This window comes from Yersinia mollaretii ATCC 43969 (assembly GCF_013282725.1).
GTDB lineage: Bacteria > Pseudomonadota > Gammaproteobacteria > Enterobacterales > Enterobacteriaceae > Yersinia > Yersinia mollaretii.
In genome coordinates this window covers 4,353,591-4,374,374 of sequence record NZ_CP054043.1, presented here as the reverse complement: position 1 = coordinate 4,374,374, position 20,784 = coordinate 4,353,591, and the positions used below count along the sequence as shown (strand labels likewise).

The window sequence follows — 20,784 nt, the reverse complement described above, 5'->3', positions numbered from 1 at the left end:
TTGTCACTTTTTGTGTTAAGCTTTCCCTGTTTTCCCGCCCGTTTTGTTGGTTGAGGTGCTTTTCTGAATACGCCGGCACAGCTTTCACTGCCACTTTATCTTCCTGATGATGAAACTTTTGCCAGTTTTTATCCGGGGGAGAACCCGTCGCTATTAGCGGCGATCCAGTCCGCTGTTCATCAATCCCACGGCAGTTATATCTATTTCTGGTCACGCGAAGGCGGTGGCCGCAGCCATCTGTTACATGCTGCTTGTGCTGAGTTATCGCAAAAAGGCGAGGCCGTAGGCTATGTTCCGCTGGATAAACGCGCCTATTTTGTGCCGGAAGTGCTGGATGGCATGGAGCAGTTAGCGCTGGTGTGTATTGATAATATCGAGTGCATTGCCGGTGACGAACAGTGGGAAATGGCGATGTTTAATCTCTATAACCGCATTGTGGAAACTGGCCGTACCCGCTTATTGATCACCGGAGATCGCCCGCCACGGCAGTTAAATCTCGGTTTGCCTGATTTAGCTTCTCGCCTCGATTGGGGCCAGATCTATAAATTGCAGCCTCTCTCCGATGATGAAAAGTTGCAGGCTTTGCAGTTGCGCGCCAAATTGCGGGGTTTTGAATTGCCGGAAGATGTTGGCCGCTTTTTGCTAAAGCGGCTGGATCGGGAGATGCGCACCCTGTTTACGACGCTGAATCAGCTTGATCGGGCCTCCATTACGGCACAACGTAAGCTGACCATTCCTTTTGTCAAAGAGACACTTAACCTTTAACTCTTTCTGCCCCCTGGCCCTATCTCCACCTCAAAGATCCCGCTGATATTTACTCTATCGTCTCACGAACTTTAGTCAGTGCATGAATATGAATCAGCTCATCGGGATTCATTCGGTCAATTTACGGCAAAATTTCAAGTACCTGCTCTGGCGGGCGGCCAATACGCGCTTTGCCTTGATAAACCACAACAGGGCGCTCGATCAGTTTGGGATTATCGTGCATAGCTTGCAGCAATTGATCTTGTGTCAGCGCGTTATCTGCCAAATTGAGATCTTGATACAAATCCTCTTTGGTGCGCATCAACTGACGTGCATCACTAAATCCCAACTGTTGCAGTAACTTTTTTAACGTCTCCACTGACGGCGGCGTGTTTAAGTACAACACCACTTGTGGCTGGATGCCCTGTTGCTCGACTAGCGCAAGTGTTTCCCGGCTTTTAGAACAGCGTGGGTTATGATAAATCGTGACCTCTTTCATGGTAACTTTCCTTAAGACTTCTGGTATTTACGGAAACGCTCATTGAGCTTGCGCAACTGGTCAATTCGGGCGTCATAACGTGCTTGTTCCAGACTCCCCAACTTCACCCGTGCACTGGCATCGCTCAGCAGGCCGATAGCCTGTGTCAGCTTGCCACTCAATGCCAAACTCTCCGCTCGAGCGGCCAACTCCTGATCACGCAAACCCAGTGCAGCGGCGGCTTGCGCCAGCAGATCCCAGCCATTTGGGTCATTTGGATTGGCGAAGGTATAGCGGCGTAATAGCTTGATGGCTTCAGCGGGTTTCCCCCCTTGAACGTAGGCATTGGCGAGGTTCAGTTGCAATACCGGCTCATCATTTTGTTGTTTCGCGGTGGCGGCTTGCAGGCGAGAAATGGCGGCGGCCGCTCTGTTTTGCCCCAAATCAATATCGGTCATCAAATCGAGGAACCAAATATTATCCGGTTGCTGCGTTAAGATCGGCTGTAACTGATTGCGGGCTTCATCGTATTTCTTGGCCTGATATAGCAGAATGGCCTGACCATATTTAGCGGCCAACTGTTCGCGCACCGTGCCTTTACTCAGGGTGTCCAGCAGGTCGGGGGTCAAGCTGTTCTCTGTTGAACCATACATGCCCAGAATTCGAACTTTGGCGAATAAATAATCTTGTGATGAAGCGATTGGGTGTGGCTTCATTTGGTTAGCGCGGTTGCGGGCATCGGACAATCGGCTATCGGGTAAGGGGTGTGTCAGCAGCATTTCCGGCGGTTTTGACGCATATCGTGACTGATCGGCCAGTTTTTGCAGGAAATTTGGCATGGCTTGCGGATCAAATCCTGAACGTTGCAGCACTTGAATACCAATGCGGTCTGCTTCCTGCTCATTGCCCTGAGTAAAGCTGATGATACCTTGCTGAGCGCCCGCCAGTGTGCCGCTTAAGCCCGCCATACCGGCTTGTGGGCTGGCCATTGTCAACAAGATCGAGCCTAAAACGCCGACCCATGTCAGCGGGGCCATGCGCTGTTGCTCTTCCATGGCCCGAGCCAAGTGGCGTTGAGTCACATGAGATATTTCATGGGCCAGTACGGATGCCAATTCACTTTCGTTATCGGTATAGCGGAACAGCGCGGAGTGAAGCACCACGTTGCCACCAAAGAAAGCAAAGGCGTTAATCTGGTCGTTATTGACCAGATAGAAATGGAAGGGGGTGCGCACTGAGTTGGCATTAGCCACCAGCCGGTTACCCAGCGAATTGATATATTGCGTCAATAACGGATCATAAATGAGTGGCGCACTGGCTCGCATTTGGCGGACATAGAAATCCCCCATTGCCAGCTCCTGATCGATGCTTAAGGTGGCACCTGCTGAAGTACCAATATCGGGCAGCAGGTCTTGCGTCTCGGCACTCGCGGGGAGGGTGCTGGTGAGCAGCAAGCTACTGAGCAGTGTTGCGATCACTCTCTTACTGAACCGACCTGTTTTGCTAAATCGATAAGTCATAACTGAAGCTGCCCCTGCTAATGTAATGACAATTAGACCCCGAGATGCGTAAGAGTTCTTCTTCCTTACTCTGCTCTCCAGTACAATCATCACGAAAACGCGTTATACCCGTCATTTTTCATGTTGCAGGTGCATTGGCCGCACGTAATCACCGAATCACTTATTGATGTCAGCTTATCGGAATTTTCTTGCTTGCCGCTTTCCTGCATCTTGAAATCTATTGGGTATAGATCACAAAAATAGGATTAAATAGGTCAAAGGCTAAGTTCAACATTCATTGCTGAGACACGCAACTATCTTAGCTAGCCTGCGAATATAAAGAAATAGTTATAGCTTAATGGATACCAAGGCAATGGCGCTATGGAAGAGCCGACACATCATTTTGACCTTCGGGTCGTGCCTCTGCTGAGTGAGGCTGTTTAAGGAACACGCCAATTTGCGGGTTCTTCATGGTATTTAAGGAGCAATTTCGGATGCTAGAGCTGTTGTTGCAGTGGTATCGTCGCCGTTTTACCGACCCGCAGGTTATCGCTTTACTGGTTATTCTGTTGGCTGGATTCTGCATTCTCTATTTCTTCAGCGGTATTTTGGCTCCGCTACTGGCGGCAATTGTGCTGGCGTATCTGCTGGAGTGGCCGACTGCCCGGCTACAGCGCATTGGCTGCTCACGGCTTTGGGCCGCGACTATCGTACTGGTGGTTTTCGGCGGTATCACACTGCTGGCGGTGTTTGTCGTGGCACCGACTGTTTGGCAACAGGGTAATAATCTGATATCCGATATGCCGAAAATGCTGAATAAATTCAACGCATTTGCGCAAACATTGCCCTCGCGGTATCCCGCGCTGGTGGATGCCGGCATCGTCGATATGATGGCGGAGAATCTGCGTAACAAGCTGTCTGGCATGGGGGAATCGGTGGTTAAAATCTCGGTGGCCTCATTGATCGGCTTGCTGACACTGGCGATCTATCTGATTTTAGTGCCGCTGATGCTATTTTTCCTGCTCAAGGACAAAGAGCAGATGTTGAATGCGGTGCGCCGTGTTTTGCCGCGTAACCGTGGCCTTGCCGGGCAAGTCTGGCTGGAGATGAACCAGCAGATCACTAACTATATTCGCGGCAAAGTGGTGGAGATGGTGGTTGTGGGGATCGCTACCTATTTAGTGTTCTTTATTATGGGCATGAATTACTCGCTATTACTGGCGGTGTTGGTCGGCTTCTCGGTTTTGATCCCCTATATTGGTGCGGTGATTGTCACCATCCCGGTGGTGTTGGTGGCGCTATTCCAATGGGGGCTGGGGGCGGATTTCTGGACTCTGTTTGTCGCCTATCTGGTGGTGCAGGGGTTGGATGGCAACTTGCTGGTACCTGTGCTGTTCTCGGAAGCGGTCAATCTGCATCCGCTGGTGATTATTCTGTCTGTGATTATTTTCGGCGGGATGTGGGGTTTTTGGGGGGTGTTCTTTGCTATCCCATTGGCGACCTTGGTCAAAGCCGTTATCCATGCTTGGCCGGAAGAGCTGGCGCTTGACGCGGATTAATCAATAAAAAAAGAGCGCATAAACGCTCTTTCAGACTGATGACAAAATTAAATGAAGGGGAATCGTGCCGTTGGGGTCGTAGCGGCGTGAGCCGCCGGAGTGCCCCTAGGTGCGGTAAACCCTTCACTCACTGAGCTATCAGCTACTTTGTCAACAAACTCAAAGAGCGCCTAAACGCTCTTTTTTGCTTTTTATGGGTAGCAGTGATAACGAAACGACTCAGGCGCTTTGGCGCAAATAGTCCATCACAATATCGTGGTGATTGGTCGTTTTGAAATTATCAAACACATGCTCCACCTTACCGTCGGCATCAATTAAGAAGCTGATACGGTGGATACCATCGTAGGTTTTACCCATAAAACTTTTCTCGCCCCAAACGCCAAATTGCTCTGCAACCTGATGATCTTCGTCAGACAACAAAGTGAAATTCAGCAGCTCTTTCTCTGCGAAACGCGACAGCTTTTCAGGTTTATCGGTGCTAATACCCAGCACTTCGACGCCTGCGCTTTTTAATTCATCCATGTTGTCCCGCAGACCACAGGCCTGAACAGTACAGCCCGGTGTCATGGCTTTAGGATAAAAATAGACCAAGACACGTTGTCCCTGGAAGTCGGCCAAACTAATTTGCTCGCCATCTTGGTCGGGCAAACTAAACTTCGGCGCTAAATCACCGGCTTTCAATGGGCTCATTACTAACTCTCCATTCGTGAGTCATGCTGTGGATAGTTCACAACGCTAATACTGCCTTGCGCATTGAGTTCTGTACATAGCTGATAAAAAGCGTGTTCAATTATCGAACTGTTTTGGCTGGCGGGACTGTGTGCACTTATCTGAATATGCAACCGAGGAGGCGTATCGCTTTCCGCCGATTGAGTTTTAGAAACCAACTCCGCGATATTCATATTGTGGCAATGGAACAGGTTGGTAAAGCGTTCAATAATATGTGGGGAGTCATTCACTTCCACTTTTACCCATACTGTCGCTGGCATCGCTTTCTGGTCTTGGGCATTGGTACGCTTCATCACAATCAACAAATCAAGCTCTGCGCCTTTTTGCGGCAAGGTTGATTCCAGCAGAGTAATGGCATTCCAACTGCCTGAAAGCAGCATAATAAAGGTGAACTCTTCACCGAACATAGCCAGTCGGCTATCTTCAATATTACAACCGCAGCTACTGACATGGCGGGTGATAGTATTGACGATTCCAGGGCGGTCAGCACCCAGTGCGGTAATGACCAGATAATGTTCATCAAGCTGCGGCAAAATCGCTCTTCCTGTCATGCTCTTTGGGGTTACCATGGTAAACACAAAAAAAACCTGCTGCCAAGCGCTTACAACACAGTTGTTTGCTTGCTTTTGGATAGAGGTCAAAAGTACCATGAGTAACTTGTTTAAGGTGGGGGTGGTCAATGTCTACGGGAAGTCCGGTAATTACAGAAAATCGAATGTTTACAGGTAGCATAGTTGCACTGGTAACGCCGATGGACGACAAAGGTGCTGTCGATCGTGCGAGCCTGAAGAAACTGATTGATTATCATGTCGCCAGCGGTACTGCGGCGATTGTCTCCGTGGGCACCACGGGTGAGTCTGCCACACTGAACCATGACGAGCATGTCGATGTGGTCATGCAGACCCTCGAACTGGCTGATGGCCGCATTCCCATCATTGCTGGAACCGGCGCTAATGCCACCTCCGAAGCCATTTCTCTCACGCAACGATTCAATAACACCGGTGTTGTGGGTTGCTTGACTGTGACGCCATATTACAATCGGCCAATGCAGGAAGGGCTATATCAGCACTTCAAAGCGATTGCTGAAAGTACCGATTTGCCCCAAATTCTCTATAATGTGCCTTCGCGTACCGGTTGCGATATGTTGCCGCCAACCATTGCCCGCTTAGCCAAGATTAAAAATATTGTTGCTGTTAAAGAGGCAACAGGGAACTTAAGTCGTGTTAGTCAGATCCAAGTGCTGGTTGATGATGAAGATTTCATCCTGCTCAGTGGTGACGATGCTAGCGGGCTAGACTTTATGCAACTGGGCGGCAAAGGGGTTATTTCCGTGACGGCGAACATCGCTGCACGTGAAATGGCTGAACTTTGTGCATTAGCGGCACAAGGCAACTTTGCAGAAGCACGCCGTTTGAATCAGCGCTTGATGCCACTGCATCAGCATTTATTTGTAGAAGCAAACCCAATTCCGGTGAAATGGGCCGCAAAGCAACTGGGACTCATGGCGAATGACACTTTGCGTCTGCCCATGACCCCGCTGACTGATCCGGCTAAACGGATTGTGGAAGACGCGCTGAAAAGCGCAGGTTTGCTGTAACTCTTAGGGAAATTTGATGGCAATAACATTGCAAAAGTCGACGGTAGTCACGGTAGTGGGTGTTTCGCTGGCCATGCTGCTAGCAGGCTGTACCACTGACCAACGCTACAAACGCCAGGTTGGCGGTGACGAATCTTATCTGGAAGCACCGGGGCTGAAACCGCTTAACTCACCCGCAGGAATGATTCTGCCAGTACAAAATGGCGATTTTGATGTCCGTACCGTCAACTCTCAAGGCGCTGTGGGTAAGCAGTTGGACATCCGTCCTCCGGTACAACCCCTGGCATTGTTAAGCGGCTCTCGCGCTGAAAATGCTAACGATACCAGCAAGCTATTGTTAGAAAATAGCCCGCAAAACCGTAATCTGTGGGCGCAGGTGACCCGCGTCCTTCAAGATAAAAACTGGGCGATAGCCAGCCGTCAGGATGCCAGCCAAACCTTGACCACGGATTGGGTTAAATGGAATCGCGCTGATGAAGACGTACAGTTTGAAGGCCGTTATCAGATAAGTGTGCAGGAGCAGGGTTATCAGTTGGTCTTGGTGGTGAAATCCCTTGCTTTACAGCAGGGCGGTCAGCCCATTACCAGCTATACCGAAATCCAGCGCTACAATGGCGCAATGCTGAATGCCATTATCGAAGGCTTGGATAAGGTCCGTTCTGACAGCGAAAGCAGTCAAGCTGCCCGTAAAGTGGGTACACTCGACGTGCAAAGCGGCAGCGATGACACGGGTCTACCACAACTGATTGTCCGCGCACCTTATGCTGTGCTGTGGGAGCGTCTGCCCGCCGCACTTGAGAAAGTCGGCATGAAAGTGACTGACCGCAGCCGTCCGCAAGGCTCAATCAATGTGACCAACAAATCCATGAGCAGCAGTAGCTGGGATGCGTTGGGAGCTAAAGACCCTGAATTGCCAGAAGGTGATTACAAGCTGCAAGTCGGTGACCTTGATAACCGCAGTAGCTTGCAATTCATCGGCCCGAAAGGGCACACCCTAACCCAGTCGCAGAATGATGCGCTGGTCGCGGTGTTCCAGGCGGCGTTTAGCCAGACAAGCGCCACAAATACCCAATAAAACCAAAGGGGCTTCGGCCCCTTTAACCCCCTCATACTTCAAGCTGCATGTGCGTTGGCTATGTTCAATAACCCGAATCACTTACTGATGTAAGCTCCTCGGGGTTCTCTCTCTTGCCGCCTTCCTGCAACTCGAATTATTTAGGGCTTAGTCATTTTATGGCGAGTTACATTTCACATTACTGGAGTAATTAAGATGCAAAAGCTAGCTGAGTTGTATCGTGGGAAGGCGAAGACCGTCTACACCACCGAAAATCCTGACCTATTGGTATTGGAGTTCCGTAACGATACGTCAGCACTGGATGGTCAGCGCATTGAGCAATTCGATCGTAAGGGCATGGTAAACAACAAATTTAACCATTTTATTATGGCTAAATTAGAAGCGGCCGGAATTCCTACTCAGATGGAGCGTTTGCTGTCTGATACCGAAGTGCTGGTGAAAAAACTGGATATGATCCCGGTTGAATGCGTTATCCGTAACCGCGCGGCTGGCTCCTTGGTCAAACGTCTGGGTATCGAAGAGGGTTTGGAACTGAACCCACCGCTGTTTGATCTGTTTTTGAAGAACGACGCGATGCATGACCCGATGGTTAACGAGTCTTACTGCAAAACCTTTGGTTGGGCGACAGAAGCACAATTAGCGCGGATGAAAGAGCTGAGCTATTTAGCCAATGATGTGCTGAGCAAGCTGTTTGACGATGCTGGCTTAATCTTGGTGGACTTCAAGTTGGAATTTGGCCTGTTCAACGGTGAAGTGGTATTGGGTGATGAGTTCTCACCTGATGGCAGCCGCTTGTGGGATAAGAAGACCCTCAACAAGATGGATAAAGACCGCTACCGTCAGAGCTTGGGTGGTTTGATTGAAGCCTATGAAGAAGTTGCGCACCGTATTGGCGTAAAATTAGACTAACCGCGCAATCGATTACGTTTTAAGGGGAGATAGTTCTATCTCCCCCTCAACTCTTCTTATTTTCCCCCGTGGCATTAATCATTTGTACTTTTAATGGTATTAGGCTCTCTGATTTCCTACGATAATACGTATGGAATATATTTGGGAGCAAAGCTATGCGTTGGCAAGGTCGTCGCGAAAGTGACAATGTAGAAGATCGGCGGGGTGACTCATCCGGTGGTGGCGGTGGATTTCGACCGCCGATTGGCGGCAAGGGCGGCATTGTCATCCTGATTGTGGTGCTGGTCGCGGGCTACTATGGGGTTGATCTGACGCCACTGTTGAATGGCAGTGATCCCATGTCGCAAACTCAGGCACCGCCGCGCTCATCAAGCTCCATCAGCGCCAAAGATGACCAGTATGCCAAGTTCACCTCGGTGATTCTGGCGGACACGGAAGATACCTGGAAACCGATTTTCCAGAAAATGGGCCGCACCTATCAAGAACCTAAATTGGTGATGTACCGTGGCGCAACCCGCACTGGCTGCGGCACCGGACAATCAGTGATGGGGCCATTTTACTGCCCGGCAGACAGCACGGTTTATATCGATTTATCTTTCTACGAAGAGATGAAAAACAAGCTGGGAGCAGACGGTGATTTCGCGCAAGCCTATGTGATTGCTCACGAAGTGGGGCACCATGTGCAGCACTTAATGGGCATCGACACCAAAGTGCGCCAACAGCAACAGGGCGCGACGCAAGCAGAGGCCAATCGCCTATCGGTCAAAATGGAGTTGCAGGCAGACTGTTTTGCGGGCGTGTGGGGCAAAGCGATGGACGAACAGCAAGTGCTGGAGGTCGGGGACTTGCAAGAGGCTCTGAATGCCGCGCAGGCCATTGGTGATGACCGACTCCAGCAGCAGAGCCAAGGGCGCGTGGTGCCTGACAGCTTCACGCACGGCACCTCACAGCAACGTTATACTTGGTTTAAACGTGGATTCGACAGTGGCGACCCCAATAGCTGCAATACCTTTGCCAGCCGCTAATAGCGCTAGAACCTCGCGTCAGCAGCGACTATCATAACCGCACTTTTTTCTTGCCGGCACTCTCGCTGCCGGCATCTCTTGCAAGGCAAAGATAACCATGGCCGCTCTTGATCCCACTCTATTGATTCTATTGGCGTTGGCTGCGCTCGGAATCATCAGCCACAATATGACCGTCACATTAGCCATTCTGACACTACTCGCCATTCGCATTACCCCCCTGAATCAGTTCTTCCCGTGGATAGAGAAATATGGCTTAACCATCGGTATCCTGATCTTGACTATTGGGGTGATGACCCCGATTGCCAGCGGTAAAATCAGCGCCAGCGAGGTGCTCCACTCCTTTGTGCAATGGAAGTCAATATTAGCCATTGTGGTGGGTGTGGCGGTGTCGTGGCTCGGCGGGCGAGGTGTTTCGTTAATGACACATCAACCCTCGGTAGTGGCTGGGTTGTTGGTCGGGACGGTTCTGGGGGTGGCATTATTCCGAGGTGTGCCGGTTGGGCCATTGATCGCCGCCGGATTACTCTCGCTGGTGATTGGTAAATCCTAGCGTGAGCCATGGGATTGTTGCCAGCCAGCCGCTGATGGCGCAGCAGGGGATTCGCCGCTTACTGGTCCTCAGTGGTAGCGCTGAGTGGTCACGGCAACAGGCGCTCAATCTCCGTCGGCAACTGCCGGGAGATTGGCTGTGGCTGGGCGAGGATTTACCCGCCGACACCCATGGCCTTCCGCCAACAGCGGCAAAAACCTTATTGGGTCAGGAGGGGGTGCACGGCATATTTGATGCTACTGACGGCTTGAATACCGAGGCACTGGCGGTGCTGGCGGGCACATTACAGGCAGGAAGCTGGCTGGTGCTTTTGGTGCCAGAGTGGGGGCGCTGGTCGAGCCTACCGGATACGGATAGCTTGCGATGGAGTGAGCAGGGTGAGCCAATCGCCACACCCCACTTTATCCAGCATCTGCAACGCCAACTGTTGGCTGATCCCTATGTGCTCTTGTGGCAAGAGGGCCAGCCGCAACCGATGCTGATGGTGGATTCACGACCCAACTGGCAGCGGCCTGATGGCTCTCCTACTATTGAGCAACAAAATATTCTTCAGCGTTTGATGCAGGCCAAACAGGGTGTCTGGGTGCTGACTGCCGCGCGTGGACGTGGTAAATCGACCCTTGCAGGCATGTTGGTGGCACAGTGGCAAGGTCGCTGCTGGGTGACCGGGCCGGGCAAAGCCGCCACGCAAGTATTGAATGCGCACGCGGGTGAACGGGCGCAGTTTTGGGCGCCGGATGCCCTGCTGGATTACTGCCGCCAGCACGATGTCAGTGAGGTTGATTGGCTATTGATTGATGAGGCCGCCGCTATCCCCACGGCATTACTCTCCGCGCTACTGGCCTACTTCCCGCGCGCGCTATTAACCACCACGGTGCAGGGCTACGAAGGCACCGGACGCGGATTTTTACTGAAATTTTGCGCCACCCTGAACGATTGGCATCACTTGACACTGACGGACCCTATTCGTTGGGCCAGCCACGATCCGTTGGAGCGCATTGTGGATGCGGTCATGCTGTTTGATGAGACGTGGCCGCTGACAACACCCTCCTCCTCGTCAGTCGATATCATTGCCTGCGAGCAGCGAGATTGGCGGGATAACCCCGAATTACTGCGGCAATTTTATGGTTTGCTCTCCAGTGCGCATTACCGGACTACACCTCTGGATTTGCGGCGTTTGATGGATGCGCCGGGGATGCATTTCTCTGCGGCGAAGGTGGCTGACTCCGTGGTCGGCGCACTGTGGCTGGTAGATGAAGGCGGCTTGAGCCATGCGTTGGCCCAAGATGTTTGGGCGGGCAGGCGGCGGCCCAAAGGCAGTTTAGTGGCGCAATCACTGGCGGCTCACAGTGGGCAGTGGCAAGCGCCGATCCTGCTATCACGGCGTATCAGCCGCGTGGCGGTCGCCCCCTCATGGCGTCGGCAGGGGATTGCCCGGCAGATGATTGCCGCAGAGCAGGCGCGCGGGCTGCAAGATCAACTGGATTTTCTTTCGGTCAGTTTTGGCTATACCGCTGAATTAGCGCATTTTTGGCACACCTGTGGATTCCAACTAGTGCGAATGGGTAGCCACCAAGAAGCCAGTAGCGGCTGCTATGCCGCCATGGCGATATTGCCCCTGAGTCACGCCGGGCGAGCACTCTGCACCGCTGCACGGCAGCAATTAGAGCGAGATTGGTATTGGTTGCAGCAATGGATTGAGATTGATACGCCAGCCTCGCTCTCCCTGCCTGAACAGCCGGATGTCACTTTAAAAGACGACGACTGGCGTGAGTTGGCGGGTTTTGCCTCGGCTTCCCGCCCGTTAGAGGCCAGTTTACCTGCGTTGCAGCGCTTATTGTTGCAAACAGAATTGCCCCTTCCTGCGCTGCGGCAATATTTGCAGCAACGCATTTCACCCGCAGAGATTGTTAGCTCACTGGGCCTTTCAGGGCGAAAGGCGCTCGTGGCGCGTTGGCGACAGGAGGCAGCAGAAGGGATGGCGGAGGAGCGAGCCATTTAAGGTCGGATTGGTGAGGAGTCGGCTTTGTAGCCGCAACCAAATCCAATCACCTTCAATAATTCCCACCAACTCCATCAATAAAACCCAATATCCCTGCCGTATTAGCGGCCGTATAGTCATGCTATCGTCATTCAATGAGTAAGGCCTCCAATGGATCAGCAACATATCGTGGTACAGCAACCCACCAAGGCAGAGCAATTAATTATACTGTTTCATGGCGTCGGTGACAGTGCCGCTGGCATGGCACCAGTAGGACGTCACTTCGCGCAAGCTTTTCCTCAGGCGCTGGTGATCAGTATTGATGGGCCATTTGCTAGCAGCATGGGCCATGGGCGGCAGTGGTTTTCGGTTCAGGGGATCACCGAGGAGGGCCGTCAGGGGCGAATTGATGAAGTGATTCCCCAGTTCGTTGCCACGGTACGCCAGTGGCAGCAACAAAGTGGTCTGAGCGCACAGCAGACCACATTGGTCGGCTTCTCGCAGGGCACCATCATGTCACTGGAGGGGGTGAAAGCGCAGCCACAACTCGCTGGGCAAGTTATTGGCTTCAGTGGTCGGTTTGCCACCTCACCCCAGCAGCGGATAGCGGATGTGGTGATCCATCTGATTCATGGCGAACAGGATGCGGTGATCGCGGTCGCACATGCCAAAAATGCGGCCCAGAGTTTAACGGCATTAGGCAGTGATGTGACGTTGGATTTAGTACCTAACATGGGGCATGGAATCAATCAGCCGATGCTTGAGCAGGCGATCGCCCATTTGCGACAGGATATTGCCGCGAACTAGAGGATTGGCGAAGGGGGAGAGGCTCCCTTCGCTGTATGCTGTTCGCACCTATTTACTTTTTCTTGTTTTTATCCGGCCAATCATCGTCGTCATCCCATTCCGCATTATTGTCGCGGTGCGGTGGAATCTCCGGCTTATTGCTCAAAAAACTCTTATGATCGAGACGGCGCAACTCTTTGATGCCGTTTAAGATAATGCCCGCCAGTAGGATAAGGATAATCCACCAGTAATCTGCTAGCCATTGCATGGTTAAAATCCCTCTATTGTGGGTGTAGCAATAAATCAGTGGGTGTCGCGATAAATCGTGAAAAAATCATCGGTAAATGGCTCGCCAGCCACTCACTGCCCGCCACATCTTGTGATTGCCAAGCTTCCAGCAAGATTTTTGGCGTCAATAAATGCTCTGCGACTGCCGCCAGTGGACGATAGCTCAAGTGCCAAGGCTCTGCGGCGACGCCGCCAGTATCCTCGCTAAAGGGGCGATAAAAACCAAATTCGGCCATATGCTCACTCAGCCATTGGGTTAGCGGGTAAAAATAACCGCCCGCTTCGTACTCCCATGGCTCCAGTTGGAGTCGGCTATCGGCTGGCAGCAGGGAGGGATCATAAATATCCAGATCACTGCCCCAGTGATGGCGGCTGGCCCCCGGCAGGGCAGACCACCGCAAAATAGCCTCACAACGGGTCGCATCATCAAGCTGGCTGACGTCTATCGGCTGACTCTCTTTATCTAATACTGGTCGTTCACCGCGAAATTTACCATTCCAGATAGCTAATTGGCGGTCAAAATCGCGAAACGTGCTGGCAGGTTGTAGATTAAAACCTACCGCTTTTGCCGCCTGCTGCATTGACTGAAAGGCATCAACGGCCTGCGGCTGCATGCGGTGATTGCCGGTTAACACCACTAAATGTGCCGTTGAGCGCCCGGTAAGCATCTGTGGCGTTAATGCATTAACTGTCATGCGATAAGTTGCTCCATGATTCGCTGATACATCCGGCTTAGCAGTTGTAAATCAGCCGCGTGAACGCACTCATTCACTTTATGGATGGTGGCATTCACTGGCCCCAGTTCGACCACCTGAGCGCCCATTAAGGCGATAAAGCGTCCATCCGAGGTGCCACCGGTCGTGAGAAGTTGTGGCGTGATTTCGGCGTAATGCTCGACAGCGTTAACCACCGCATCGACTAATGCGCCTCGTGCGGTCAGAAATGGCTGGCCGGAGAGCACCCATTCTAATGTGTAATTGAGTTGATGGCGATCCAGCAGGGCTTCGACCCGCTGTTTAATCATGCTGTCGGTCAATTCGGTACTAAAACGGAAGTTAAACTGCACGTAAAACTCACCGGGGATCACGTTAGTGCTGCCAGTGCCCGCCTGTAAGTTAGCAATCTGCATACTGGTGGCAGGGAAGAACTCATTGCCCTCATCCCACTGGGTTGCCACTAACTCATTCAGGGCAGGCATAGCGCGGTGCACCGGATTATCAGCCAAATGGGGGTAGGCCACATGTCCTTGAATGCCATGGATGCGTAAGTTGGCAGTGATCGAGCCTCGGCGGCCATTTTTCACCACATCGCCGACTCTATCGGTGCTGGAAGGTTCGCCGACCAGACAATAATCTAACCGCTCATGCCGCGCCATCAGCGCATTCACCACTTTTACCGTGCCATTAATCGCTTTGGCCTCTTCATCGGAGGTGATCATAAATGCCAATCGGCCTTTATGATCAGGATGCGCGGCAACAAATCGTTCAGCGGCAACCACCATGGCGGCCAGTGAGCCTTTCATATCGGCGGCACCACGGCCATACAGCATACCGTCACGAATGGTTGGCTCAAATGGCGGACTGCTCCAATGACGCTCATCACCGGTAGGAACGACGTCGGTATGTCCGGCAAACGCGAGTGTTTCGCCTTCACCACGCCATGCCCAGAAATTAAGGGTATCGCCAAAATTCATCGGTTCGACAGTAAAACCAATGGCCTCTAAGCGCTTGATCATGATCTCTTGGCAACCCGCATCATTCGGGCTAAGCGACGGGCGTTTAATTAATTGTTGAGCCAGTTCGATTACCGGACAGATCATGTTATTGCACCTCAATAGCGGTTTGGTGTTGGATAAAGGATTGATAGTTTTCAATGTTGAAGCCCAGCAGCATTTCGCCATTGGCCGCTGCTAACAGTGGGCGCTTGATAATGGCTGGCTGCGCTAACATCAACACTTTGGCGCTTTGGGCATCGGTTATGCCCGCACGTTGGGCTTCTGGCAGCTTGCGCCACGTGGTACCGCGCGTGTTGAGCAGCGGCTCCCAACCCAGCTTATCGATGAAGCCTTGCAGGTGCTCATCACTCAATCCGTCCACGCGATAATCGTGGAACTGGTAGGCAATACCTTGTTCTTCCAGCCAGCGGCGGGCCTTTTTTATGGTGTCACAATTTTTAATGCCATAAAGGCGCAATGATGGGGTTGCTGGGCTATCTGACATGGAAAAATAATACCTCGGCTAGAGTGACAAAACAGGGCAGCCACTGATGCGGCTGCCCAGCTCAACGGGAGCAATTAGCCCATCATGCGGGAAAATGAGGTTTGAATCCAGATGGCTATGTGTTGTTTGGCGTTCCGACAATCAGGTATGACCTACGGCTTTAGCCGATGCGGTCAAGGTCAGCGGCATAGTGGCGGATGGCTTTTTGGTAAAGGCTGATGTCCTGATGGTTCGAGGTTTCTGCCAGCAGGATCAGCAACGCGGCAACCGCCTCTTTGGTTTCACCCAAGTTGTACAGCGTCATGGTACGAAACAAGGTGATCTCTTTCGCTTGCGGGAAGGTGGCCAGCGCGCGGTCAAAGGTCTCTAACGAAGCTTGGTATAACCCCAGCGCCCGATAAGTGCTACCTAGCCCCAAATAGGCTTCCTGTAACTCTTTCCCGGTCAGATGATGATCGATGGCGGCACGATAGAAGGGGATCGCCTGCAACTCCAGCCCTTGAATGTCATACAGAGAGGCGATTTTATACATCAGACTGGCGTTATCGGGTGAGCGGAGCAGCAAATTCTGCGCCATTGCCACCGCATCATCATAACGGCCCAGCTCTTTTAACGAGTCGATGGAGTGTTTCATGGTTCTACATAGTAAGTTAAGTGACACACAGTCATTTAAGTGACACACAGTCATGTGTTAGCAAACAAATTGCCTGAATTACTGAGCACGCTACTCCTGAATGACGCCACTGGCAAGCTGAGCGCCACCCATTCACGCAGCACCTGCGCTACACCTCCCCTAATGAACCCCTAGCACACCTCTTTTTGAGACAGATTTCAGGTCACAATCGCGCGATAAATGAGCGCCATCACAAAACAAGAAGACAAAAAATCAACTTCATTGCTTAGGGCCACTGATTGACTATATGTTGATTTTTCGTTCCACAAATGGATATTGGAGTTAATAACATGTTAAGGAAATTTATAGTATTGATGATGGCGTCGGCTGCATTAGCTACTCTTCCCGCCTCTGCTCAACTCCCAACCTATTACCCTGCTGATTATCAAAACATTATCGATGGAGCCAAAAAAGAGGGCAAAGTGGTGGTGTACTCCTCTACGGATATCAAGGCTGCCGCCCCGCTGATTAAGGGGTTCGAAGCCGCCTATCCGGGGATTAAAGTCGAATACAACGACATGAACAGCACCGAGTTATACAACCGCTACATCAGCGAACAGGCGTCAGGTAGCCTCAGTGGTGACGTGGTATGGAGCTCATCAATGGATACGGCGCTGAAGTTGGCGACCGACTATGCGCAGGAGTATCTCTCTCCAGAGCAGGGTGAGCTGCCAAAATGGGCGGTATGGAAAAATAGCGCCTACGGCACCACTTACGAGCCAGTGGTTTTCATCTATAACAAGCGCTTGATTCCCGCAGCGGATGTGCCGACGACCCATACTGCACTGGCAAAACTGATCGCCAGCCAGCCTGATAAATTCAAAAAGAAAGTCACCACCTATGATATTGAGAAATCAGGTTTAGGTTTCATGCTCTCGGTACAGGATTTCAAAGCGGATCCTAACTATTTTGCGACACTGGCGGATATCGCCAAGGGTGGACTGACGGTGCAATCGTCCACCGGTACGATGATGGAAAGGGTGTCATCCGGTGAGAATCTGATTGGCTTTAACATCCTCGGCTCTTACGCCGAAACCCGTGCTAAAACAGACCCTTCTCTGGGAATATCCTATCCGCAGGACTACACCTTGGTGCTGTCGCGTGTCACTTTTATCAGTAAAAATGCGACCAATAATAATGCGGCCAAACTGTGGGTTAACTACGTGTTATCGGAAGCGGGTCAAAATATTCTGGCTAACCAATCTGATATCCCTTCGATTCGCAACGACATCGAGGGCAGCAACGACATTGATGGTCTGACCAAAAAGCTGGGCAATGCGCTCAAGCCTATCGCGGTTGATGAGAGCCTCTTGGAGTATATGGAGCAGGCTAAACGTCTGGACTACATCAAACAGTGGCGCAGTGCCGCTGCAAAATAAAGAATCCCTTGGGTGCATAGAGGCTATTGGCGGTATGCACCCTGATTTGACTGGTTTTATCATGGATCGTTAACCCACGGGACTCATTATGAAAGCATTGCGCAGAAAGTGGCAAAGCTTGCCGCGCGGCTTGGTGGTATTGATAACCACACTGGTTATCTACGTACCGCTGTCATTTATTGTTATTCAAAGTTTTCTCTCCGCCCCCTTTTTCTCGCCATCTAAAGTGTTCAGTCTTGAGGCGTTCCGCTTCATCTTTGCTGATCCCGACTTTTACAAGGCGCTGAAAAGTGGTTTTATTCTGGCTTTTGGGCTGGTGGTGATCGCGATTCCATTGGGGGGGATTCTGGCCTTCTTGATGGTCAGAACTGACTTGCCGGGCCGCCGTATCATCGAACCCCTGATTTTGGTGCCTATTTTTGTTTCACCTATGGTACTGGGATTTGGTTACGTGGTGGCGGCAGGGCCAGTGGGCTTCTTCTCCCTGTGGGCGGAGTCACTGATCGGTTTTGTGCCATGGAATATTTATGCCATGTCGAGCATCGTGGTGATTGCGGGCCTGACCCATGTTCCTCACGCCTACCTCTATATTTCATCGGCACTGCGCAGTGTCGGCTCTGATGTGGAAGAAGCGGCGCGCACGGCGGGTGCCTCGCCTTTGCAGGTCATGACGGCGGTGAGTTTGCCGATGGTGCGCCCATCGATTCTCTATATCACCGTATTGCTGTTCTTCCTTGGGTTGGAAGTGTTCGGGCTGATGCTGGTATTGGGTGATCCTGAGGGCAACTTGGTGCTGGCGACCTATCTCTACCAGTTGACCAATAAACTGGGCACCCCCTCTTACCACCTGATGGCCGCTGTGGCGGTGGTTCTGATCTGCATTACTATTCCGTTGGTGATGTTACAACGGATGCTGATGCGCACCGCCAACCGCTTTGTGACAGTCAAAGGTAAAGCTTCTCAGGCGCGGCTTTTGCCTTTGGGCAAATGGCGTTGGATAGCCGGTGCTGTGGTGGCATTTTGGCTGACAGTTACTATTGGCGTGCCGCTGCTGGGTGTGGTGCTACGAGCCTTTGTCTCGAACTGGGGCATGGGCGTCTCACTTTGGGATGAGTTATCCCTCGACACCTTCCGCACCATTTGGCAACAACCCAACCTGCTGCGGGCTATCGTCAACTCAATGGCCATCGGGGTGTTTGGTGGCGCGTTAGCGGTCATCTGCTACCTGTTTATCGGCATTGCCATGCACCGTAAACCCGATGGCGTAACGCGGTTCCTCGACTACAGCGTATTGGTGCCGCGTGCGGTGCCGGGCTTGCTGGCGGGGTTGGCGTTCTTGTGGGTCTTCCTGTTCCTGCCGATGTGGCTGGATAACTCATTGAAAGAGGGCTGGTTATCCTCGTTACCGATGGCCGAATGGCTGCGCGGGAATCTGGTGGTGTGGCTCCGCTCCTTGCGCAGCACCATCTTTAGCGTCTGGCTGGCGTATACCGTGGTGTGGATGGCCTATGGCTTGCGGCTGATCTCCTCGACCTTGCTGCAAGTGGGGCCGGAGTTGGAAGAGGCGGCGCGGAGCAACGGCGCTAGCCGGGGTCAGGTGACCCGCCATGTCACCATTCCATTATCCCGCTATGGCCTGATTGGTTCGTGGCTGCTGATGTTCCTGATTTTTGAGCGTGAGTACTCCACCGGGGTTTATCTGCTTTCTCCGGGGACAGAAACCATCGGCTCGATGCTGGTTTCACTGTGGGCGGCGGGTGCTATTGATATCGTTGCCGCGCTCTCCTTTATTAATATCCTGCTGGTGGTGTTGGGGCTGGGTATTGCACTGCGTTTTGGAGTTAAATTAAATGATTGAATTATCAGTAGATAACTTGCATTTAACCTATGGCGATAACCCGGTATTGAAAGGGGTGTCGATGGAATTGAAGCGCGGCGAAGTGGTCTCTCTACTGGGGCCATCGGGCAGTGGGAAAACCACCTTACTGCGCGCAGTCGCGGGTTTAGAAAAACCGAGTCAGGGCTGCATTGTTATTGGCGAAAATCGGGTTTATGACGGTAAAACTAGCCGCGAAATTCCCGCCGAAGAGCGCAATCTTGGGCTAGTGTTCCAGTCTTACGCCTTGTGGCCGCATAAAACGGTGTTTGAGAATATTGCGTACCCGCTGAAGTTGCGCAAAACATCGGCGGCGGACATTACTCAGCGGGTGCAAGCGGTACTCGACCAACTGGGGCTGGGGGCGCTGGGCCATCGCCATCCCCATCAGCTCTCGGGTGGACAGCAGCAGCGTGTGGCCATTGGCCGTGCGCTGGTCTATAACCCGCCGGTGATTTTGCTGGATGAGCCGCTGTCGAATCTGGACGCCAAACTGCGCGAGGAGGCGCGGGTATTTCTGCGTGAATTGATCATCAAACTCGGTTTGTCGGCGCTGATGGTGACTCACGACCAAAATGAGGCGATGGCGATCTCTGATCGTATCTTGCTGCTTAATAACGGTAAAATTGAGCAGCAAGGGACCCCGCAGGAGATGTATGGCTCGCCAACCACGTTATTTACAGCGGAATTTATGGGCAGTAATAACCGCTTACATGGCAAGGTTACCCAAGTCAGTGAGGGCAAGGCGCGCATTGAGGGTAAAGATTGGGCGCTGTGGGGATGGGCAGGCGAGGGCGTGGTTGCGGGTCAGGAGGGGACGGCGGTGATTCGGGTTGAGCGCGTCAATTTGGCGGATGACCCAAATGGCAACCAGCTCAACCTGCCCTTGCTGACCAGCATGTATCTGGGTGACCGCTGGGAGTATCTGTTCCGCACGGCGGCTGACGATTTTGTGATCCGCGCTTATGGTGCCGAGCTTCGCCGCGAGGCGTTATGCGCACTCTCTCTGCCCGTGGAGCACTTGTGGGTGTTTCCAAAGGGGTAAACCTGAGTTGCGGTGATGTTCAGTCTGAGATCTGTTTTCAGGAAAAGCAGGTCTCAGGTTAGTGACAAAGTGTCAGTGGCGGAGAGAACAGGCGGATCGTAAAGACGCCGTCTTCCCTTTGTAAAAACAAGCCATCCCTGACGGCTCGAGCCGCGCCCTCCCTGGCGCGGACGCTTTATTCTTCCGACTGTCCTCACAGTTCTCGATCGAGTCATTGGAGTTTGTCATCAGTCTGCTTTTTTATTGCTCAATTCATTCGCCTGCTTTCTATTTTGACTGTTCAAAAAATAGGCGTATAATGATTGGCGATAATTAGAGAGGACGTTATGGTTGATTTTGAGTTAAGCACGTGGAAAGAGTTTATCGAGGCTA

The 20,784-nt window shown here is 52.1% G+C and carries 21 protein-coding genes; 12 read left to right on the top strand and 9 right to left on the bottom strand.

Annotation, left to right across the window (positions count from 1 at the left end; translation table 11 throughout):
* The first annotated feature begins 63 nt into the window (after positions 1–63).
* Positions 64–765, top strand: a complete 702-nt coding sequence (hda, locus tag HRD69_RS19470; protein ID WP_032815260.1) for a DnaA inactivator Hda — start codon at positions 64–66, stop codon at positions 763–765.
* A 121-nt stretch (positions 766–886) separates the two neighbouring features.
* Here the strand turns inward: hda and arsC are convergent, their stop codons facing one another.
* Positions 887–1,243, bottom strand: a complete 357-nt coding sequence (gene arsC / locus HRD69_RS19465) for an arsenate reductase (glutaredoxin) (protein ID WP_004876826.1) — start codon at positions 1,241–1,243, stop codon at positions 887–889.
* 11 nt (positions 1,244–1,254) lie between these two features.
* Complete coding sequence (bepA, locus tag HRD69_RS19460; RefSeq protein WP_032815261.1) at positions 1,255–2,742, bottom strand: beta-barrel assembly-enhancing protease; 1,488 nt, start codon at positions 2,740–2,742, stop codon at positions 1,255–1,257.
* Positions 2,743–3,215: 473 nt separating this feature from the next.
* On the opposite strand from bepA, the gene HRD69_RS19455 reads away from it, so the two are divergent.
* The gene (locus tag HRD69_RS19455) at positions 3,216–4,280 is read left to right on the top strand and encodes an AI-2E family transporter (RefSeq protein WP_032815262.1); all 1,065 of its coding nucleotides are present in this window, start codon (positions 3,216–3,218) and stop codon (positions 4,278–4,280) included.
* Between the two features lie 219 nt (positions 4,281–4,499).
* On the opposite strand, the gene bcp is transcribed toward HRD69_RS19455, so the two are convergent.
* Complete coding sequence (gene bcp / locus HRD69_RS19450) at positions 4,500–4,970, bottom strand: thioredoxin-dependent thiol peroxidase (RefSeq protein WP_004876829.1); 471 nt, start codon at positions 4,968–4,970, stop codon at positions 4,500–4,502.
* A 2-nt stretch (positions 4,971–4,972) separates the two neighbouring features.
* Positions 4,973–5,542, bottom strand: a complete 570-nt coding sequence (locus HRD69_RS19445; RefSeq protein ID WP_032815263.1) for a glycine cleavage system transcriptional repressor — start codon at positions 5,540–5,542, stop codon at positions 4,973–4,975.
* A gap of 182 nt (positions 5,543–5,724) precedes the next feature.
* Here HRD69_RS19445 and dapA point away from each other — a divergent pair, with 182 nt between their 5' ends.
* The 7 genes from dapA to ypfH all read left to right on the top strand — a co-directional run bounded on the left by dapA (position 5,725) and on the right by ypfH (position 12,953).
* On the top strand, positions 5,725–6,606 hold the full coding sequence (gene dapA, locus HRD69_RS19440) for a 4-hydroxy-tetrahydrodipicolinate synthase (RefSeq protein WP_032815264.1): 882 nt from the start codon (positions 5,725–5,727) through the stop codon (positions 6,604–6,606).
* Positions 6,607–6,622: 16 nt separating this feature from the next.
* Positions 6,623–7,681 carry an outer membrane protein assembly factor BamC gene (bamC, locus tag HRD69_RS19435; protein WP_004876832.1) on the top strand — a complete coding sequence of 353 codons (1,059 nt, stop codon included), beginning with the start codon at positions 6,623–6,625 and terminating at the stop codon, positions 7,679–7,681.
* A gap of 195 nt (positions 7,682–7,876) precedes the next feature.
* A complete protein-coding gene (gene purC / locus HRD69_RS19430) occupies positions 7,877–8,590 on the top strand; it encodes a phosphoribosylaminoimidazolesuccinocarboxamide synthase (protein ID WP_004876833.1) in 714 nt (237 codons plus the stop codon).
* 155 nt (positions 8,591–8,745) lie between these two features.
* Complete coding sequence (gene ypfJ, locus HRD69_RS19425) at positions 8,746–9,615, top strand: KPN_02809 family neutral zinc metallopeptidase (protein ID WP_004876834.1); 870 nt, start codon at positions 8,746–8,748, stop codon at positions 9,613–9,615.
* A 97-nt stretch (positions 9,616–9,712) separates the two neighbouring features.
* On the top strand, positions 9,713–10,165 hold the full coding sequence (locus HRD69_RS19420) for a DUF441 domain-containing protein (protein ID WP_004876835.1): 453 nt from the start codon (positions 9,713–9,715) through the stop codon (positions 10,163–10,165).
* Position 10,166: 1 nt separating this feature from the next.
* Complete coding sequence (locus HRD69_RS19415; RefSeq protein WP_004876836.1) at positions 10,167–12,167, top strand: tRNA(Met) cytidine acetyltransferase TmcA; 2,001 nt, start codon at positions 10,167–10,169, stop codon at positions 12,165–12,167.
* Between the two features lie 150 nt (positions 12,168–12,317).
* Positions 12,318–12,953 (top strand): esterase, encoded by a 636-nt coding sequence (ypfH, locus tag HRD69_RS19410; RefSeq protein WP_004876837.1) that lies wholly within the window; start codon positions 12,318–12,320, stop codon positions 12,951–12,953.
* A 52-nt stretch (positions 12,954–13,005) separates the two neighbouring features.
* On the opposite strand, the gene HRD69_RS19405 is transcribed toward ypfH, so the two are convergent.
* The 5 genes from HRD69_RS19405 to HRD69_RS19385 all read right to left on the bottom strand — a co-directional run bounded on the left by HRD69_RS19405 (position 13,006) and on the right by HRD69_RS19385 (position 16,073).
* Positions 13,006–13,200, bottom strand: coding sequence for a YpfN family protein (locus HRD69_RS19405; protein ID WP_004876838.1), 195 nt, complete (start codon positions 13,198–13,200; stop codon positions 13,006–13,008).
* Between the two features lie 13 nt (positions 13,201–13,213).
* On the bottom strand, positions 13,214–13,915 hold the full coding sequence (locus HRD69_RS19400) for a M15 family metallopeptidase (protein ID WP_050413218.1): 702 nt from the start codon (positions 13,913–13,915) through the stop codon (positions 13,214–13,216).
* Complete coding sequence (gene dapE / locus HRD69_RS19395) at positions 13,912–15,039, bottom strand: succinyl-diaminopimelate desuccinylase (protein WP_004876840.1); 1,128 nt, start codon at positions 15,037–15,039, stop codon at positions 13,912–13,914. The genes HRD69_RS19400 and dapE overlap by 4 nt, the downstream gene beginning before the upstream one ends.
* Position 15,040: 1 nt before the next feature.
* Positions 15,041–15,439 (bottom strand): ArsC family reductase, encoded by a 399-nt coding sequence (locus tag HRD69_RS19390; RefSeq protein ID WP_004876841.1) that lies wholly within the window; start codon positions 15,437–15,439, stop codon positions 15,041–15,043.
* A 160-nt stretch (positions 15,440–15,599) separates the two neighbouring features.
* A complete protein-coding gene (locus tag HRD69_RS19385) occupies positions 15,600–16,073 on the bottom strand; it encodes a tetratricopeptide repeat protein (RefSeq protein ID WP_004876842.1) in 474 nt (157 codons plus the stop codon).
* 329 nt (positions 16,074–16,402) lie between these two features.
* On the opposite strand from HRD69_RS19385, the gene HRD69_RS19380 reads away from it, so the two are divergent.
* From HRD69_RS19380 to HRD69_RS19370, 3 genes are all read left to right on the top strand, one after another.
* Positions 16,403–17,491, top strand: a complete 1,089-nt coding sequence (locus HRD69_RS19380) for an ABC transporter substrate-binding protein (RefSeq protein ID WP_032815266.1) — start codon at positions 16,403–16,405, stop codon at positions 17,489–17,491.
* An 88-nt stretch (positions 17,492–17,579) separates the two neighbouring features.
* Positions 17,580–19,349, top strand: a complete 1,770-nt coding sequence (locus HRD69_RS19375) for an ABC transporter permease (RefSeq protein WP_004876844.1) — start codon at positions 17,580–17,582, stop codon at positions 19,347–19,349.
* Positions 19,342–20,412, top strand: coding sequence for an ABC transporter ATP-binding protein (locus HRD69_RS19370; RefSeq protein WP_032815267.1), 1,071 nt, complete (start codon positions 19,342–19,344; stop codon positions 20,410–20,412). The genes HRD69_RS19375 and HRD69_RS19370 overlap by 8 nt, the downstream gene beginning before the upstream one ends.
* Positions 20,413–20,784 lie beyond the last annotated feature (372 nt).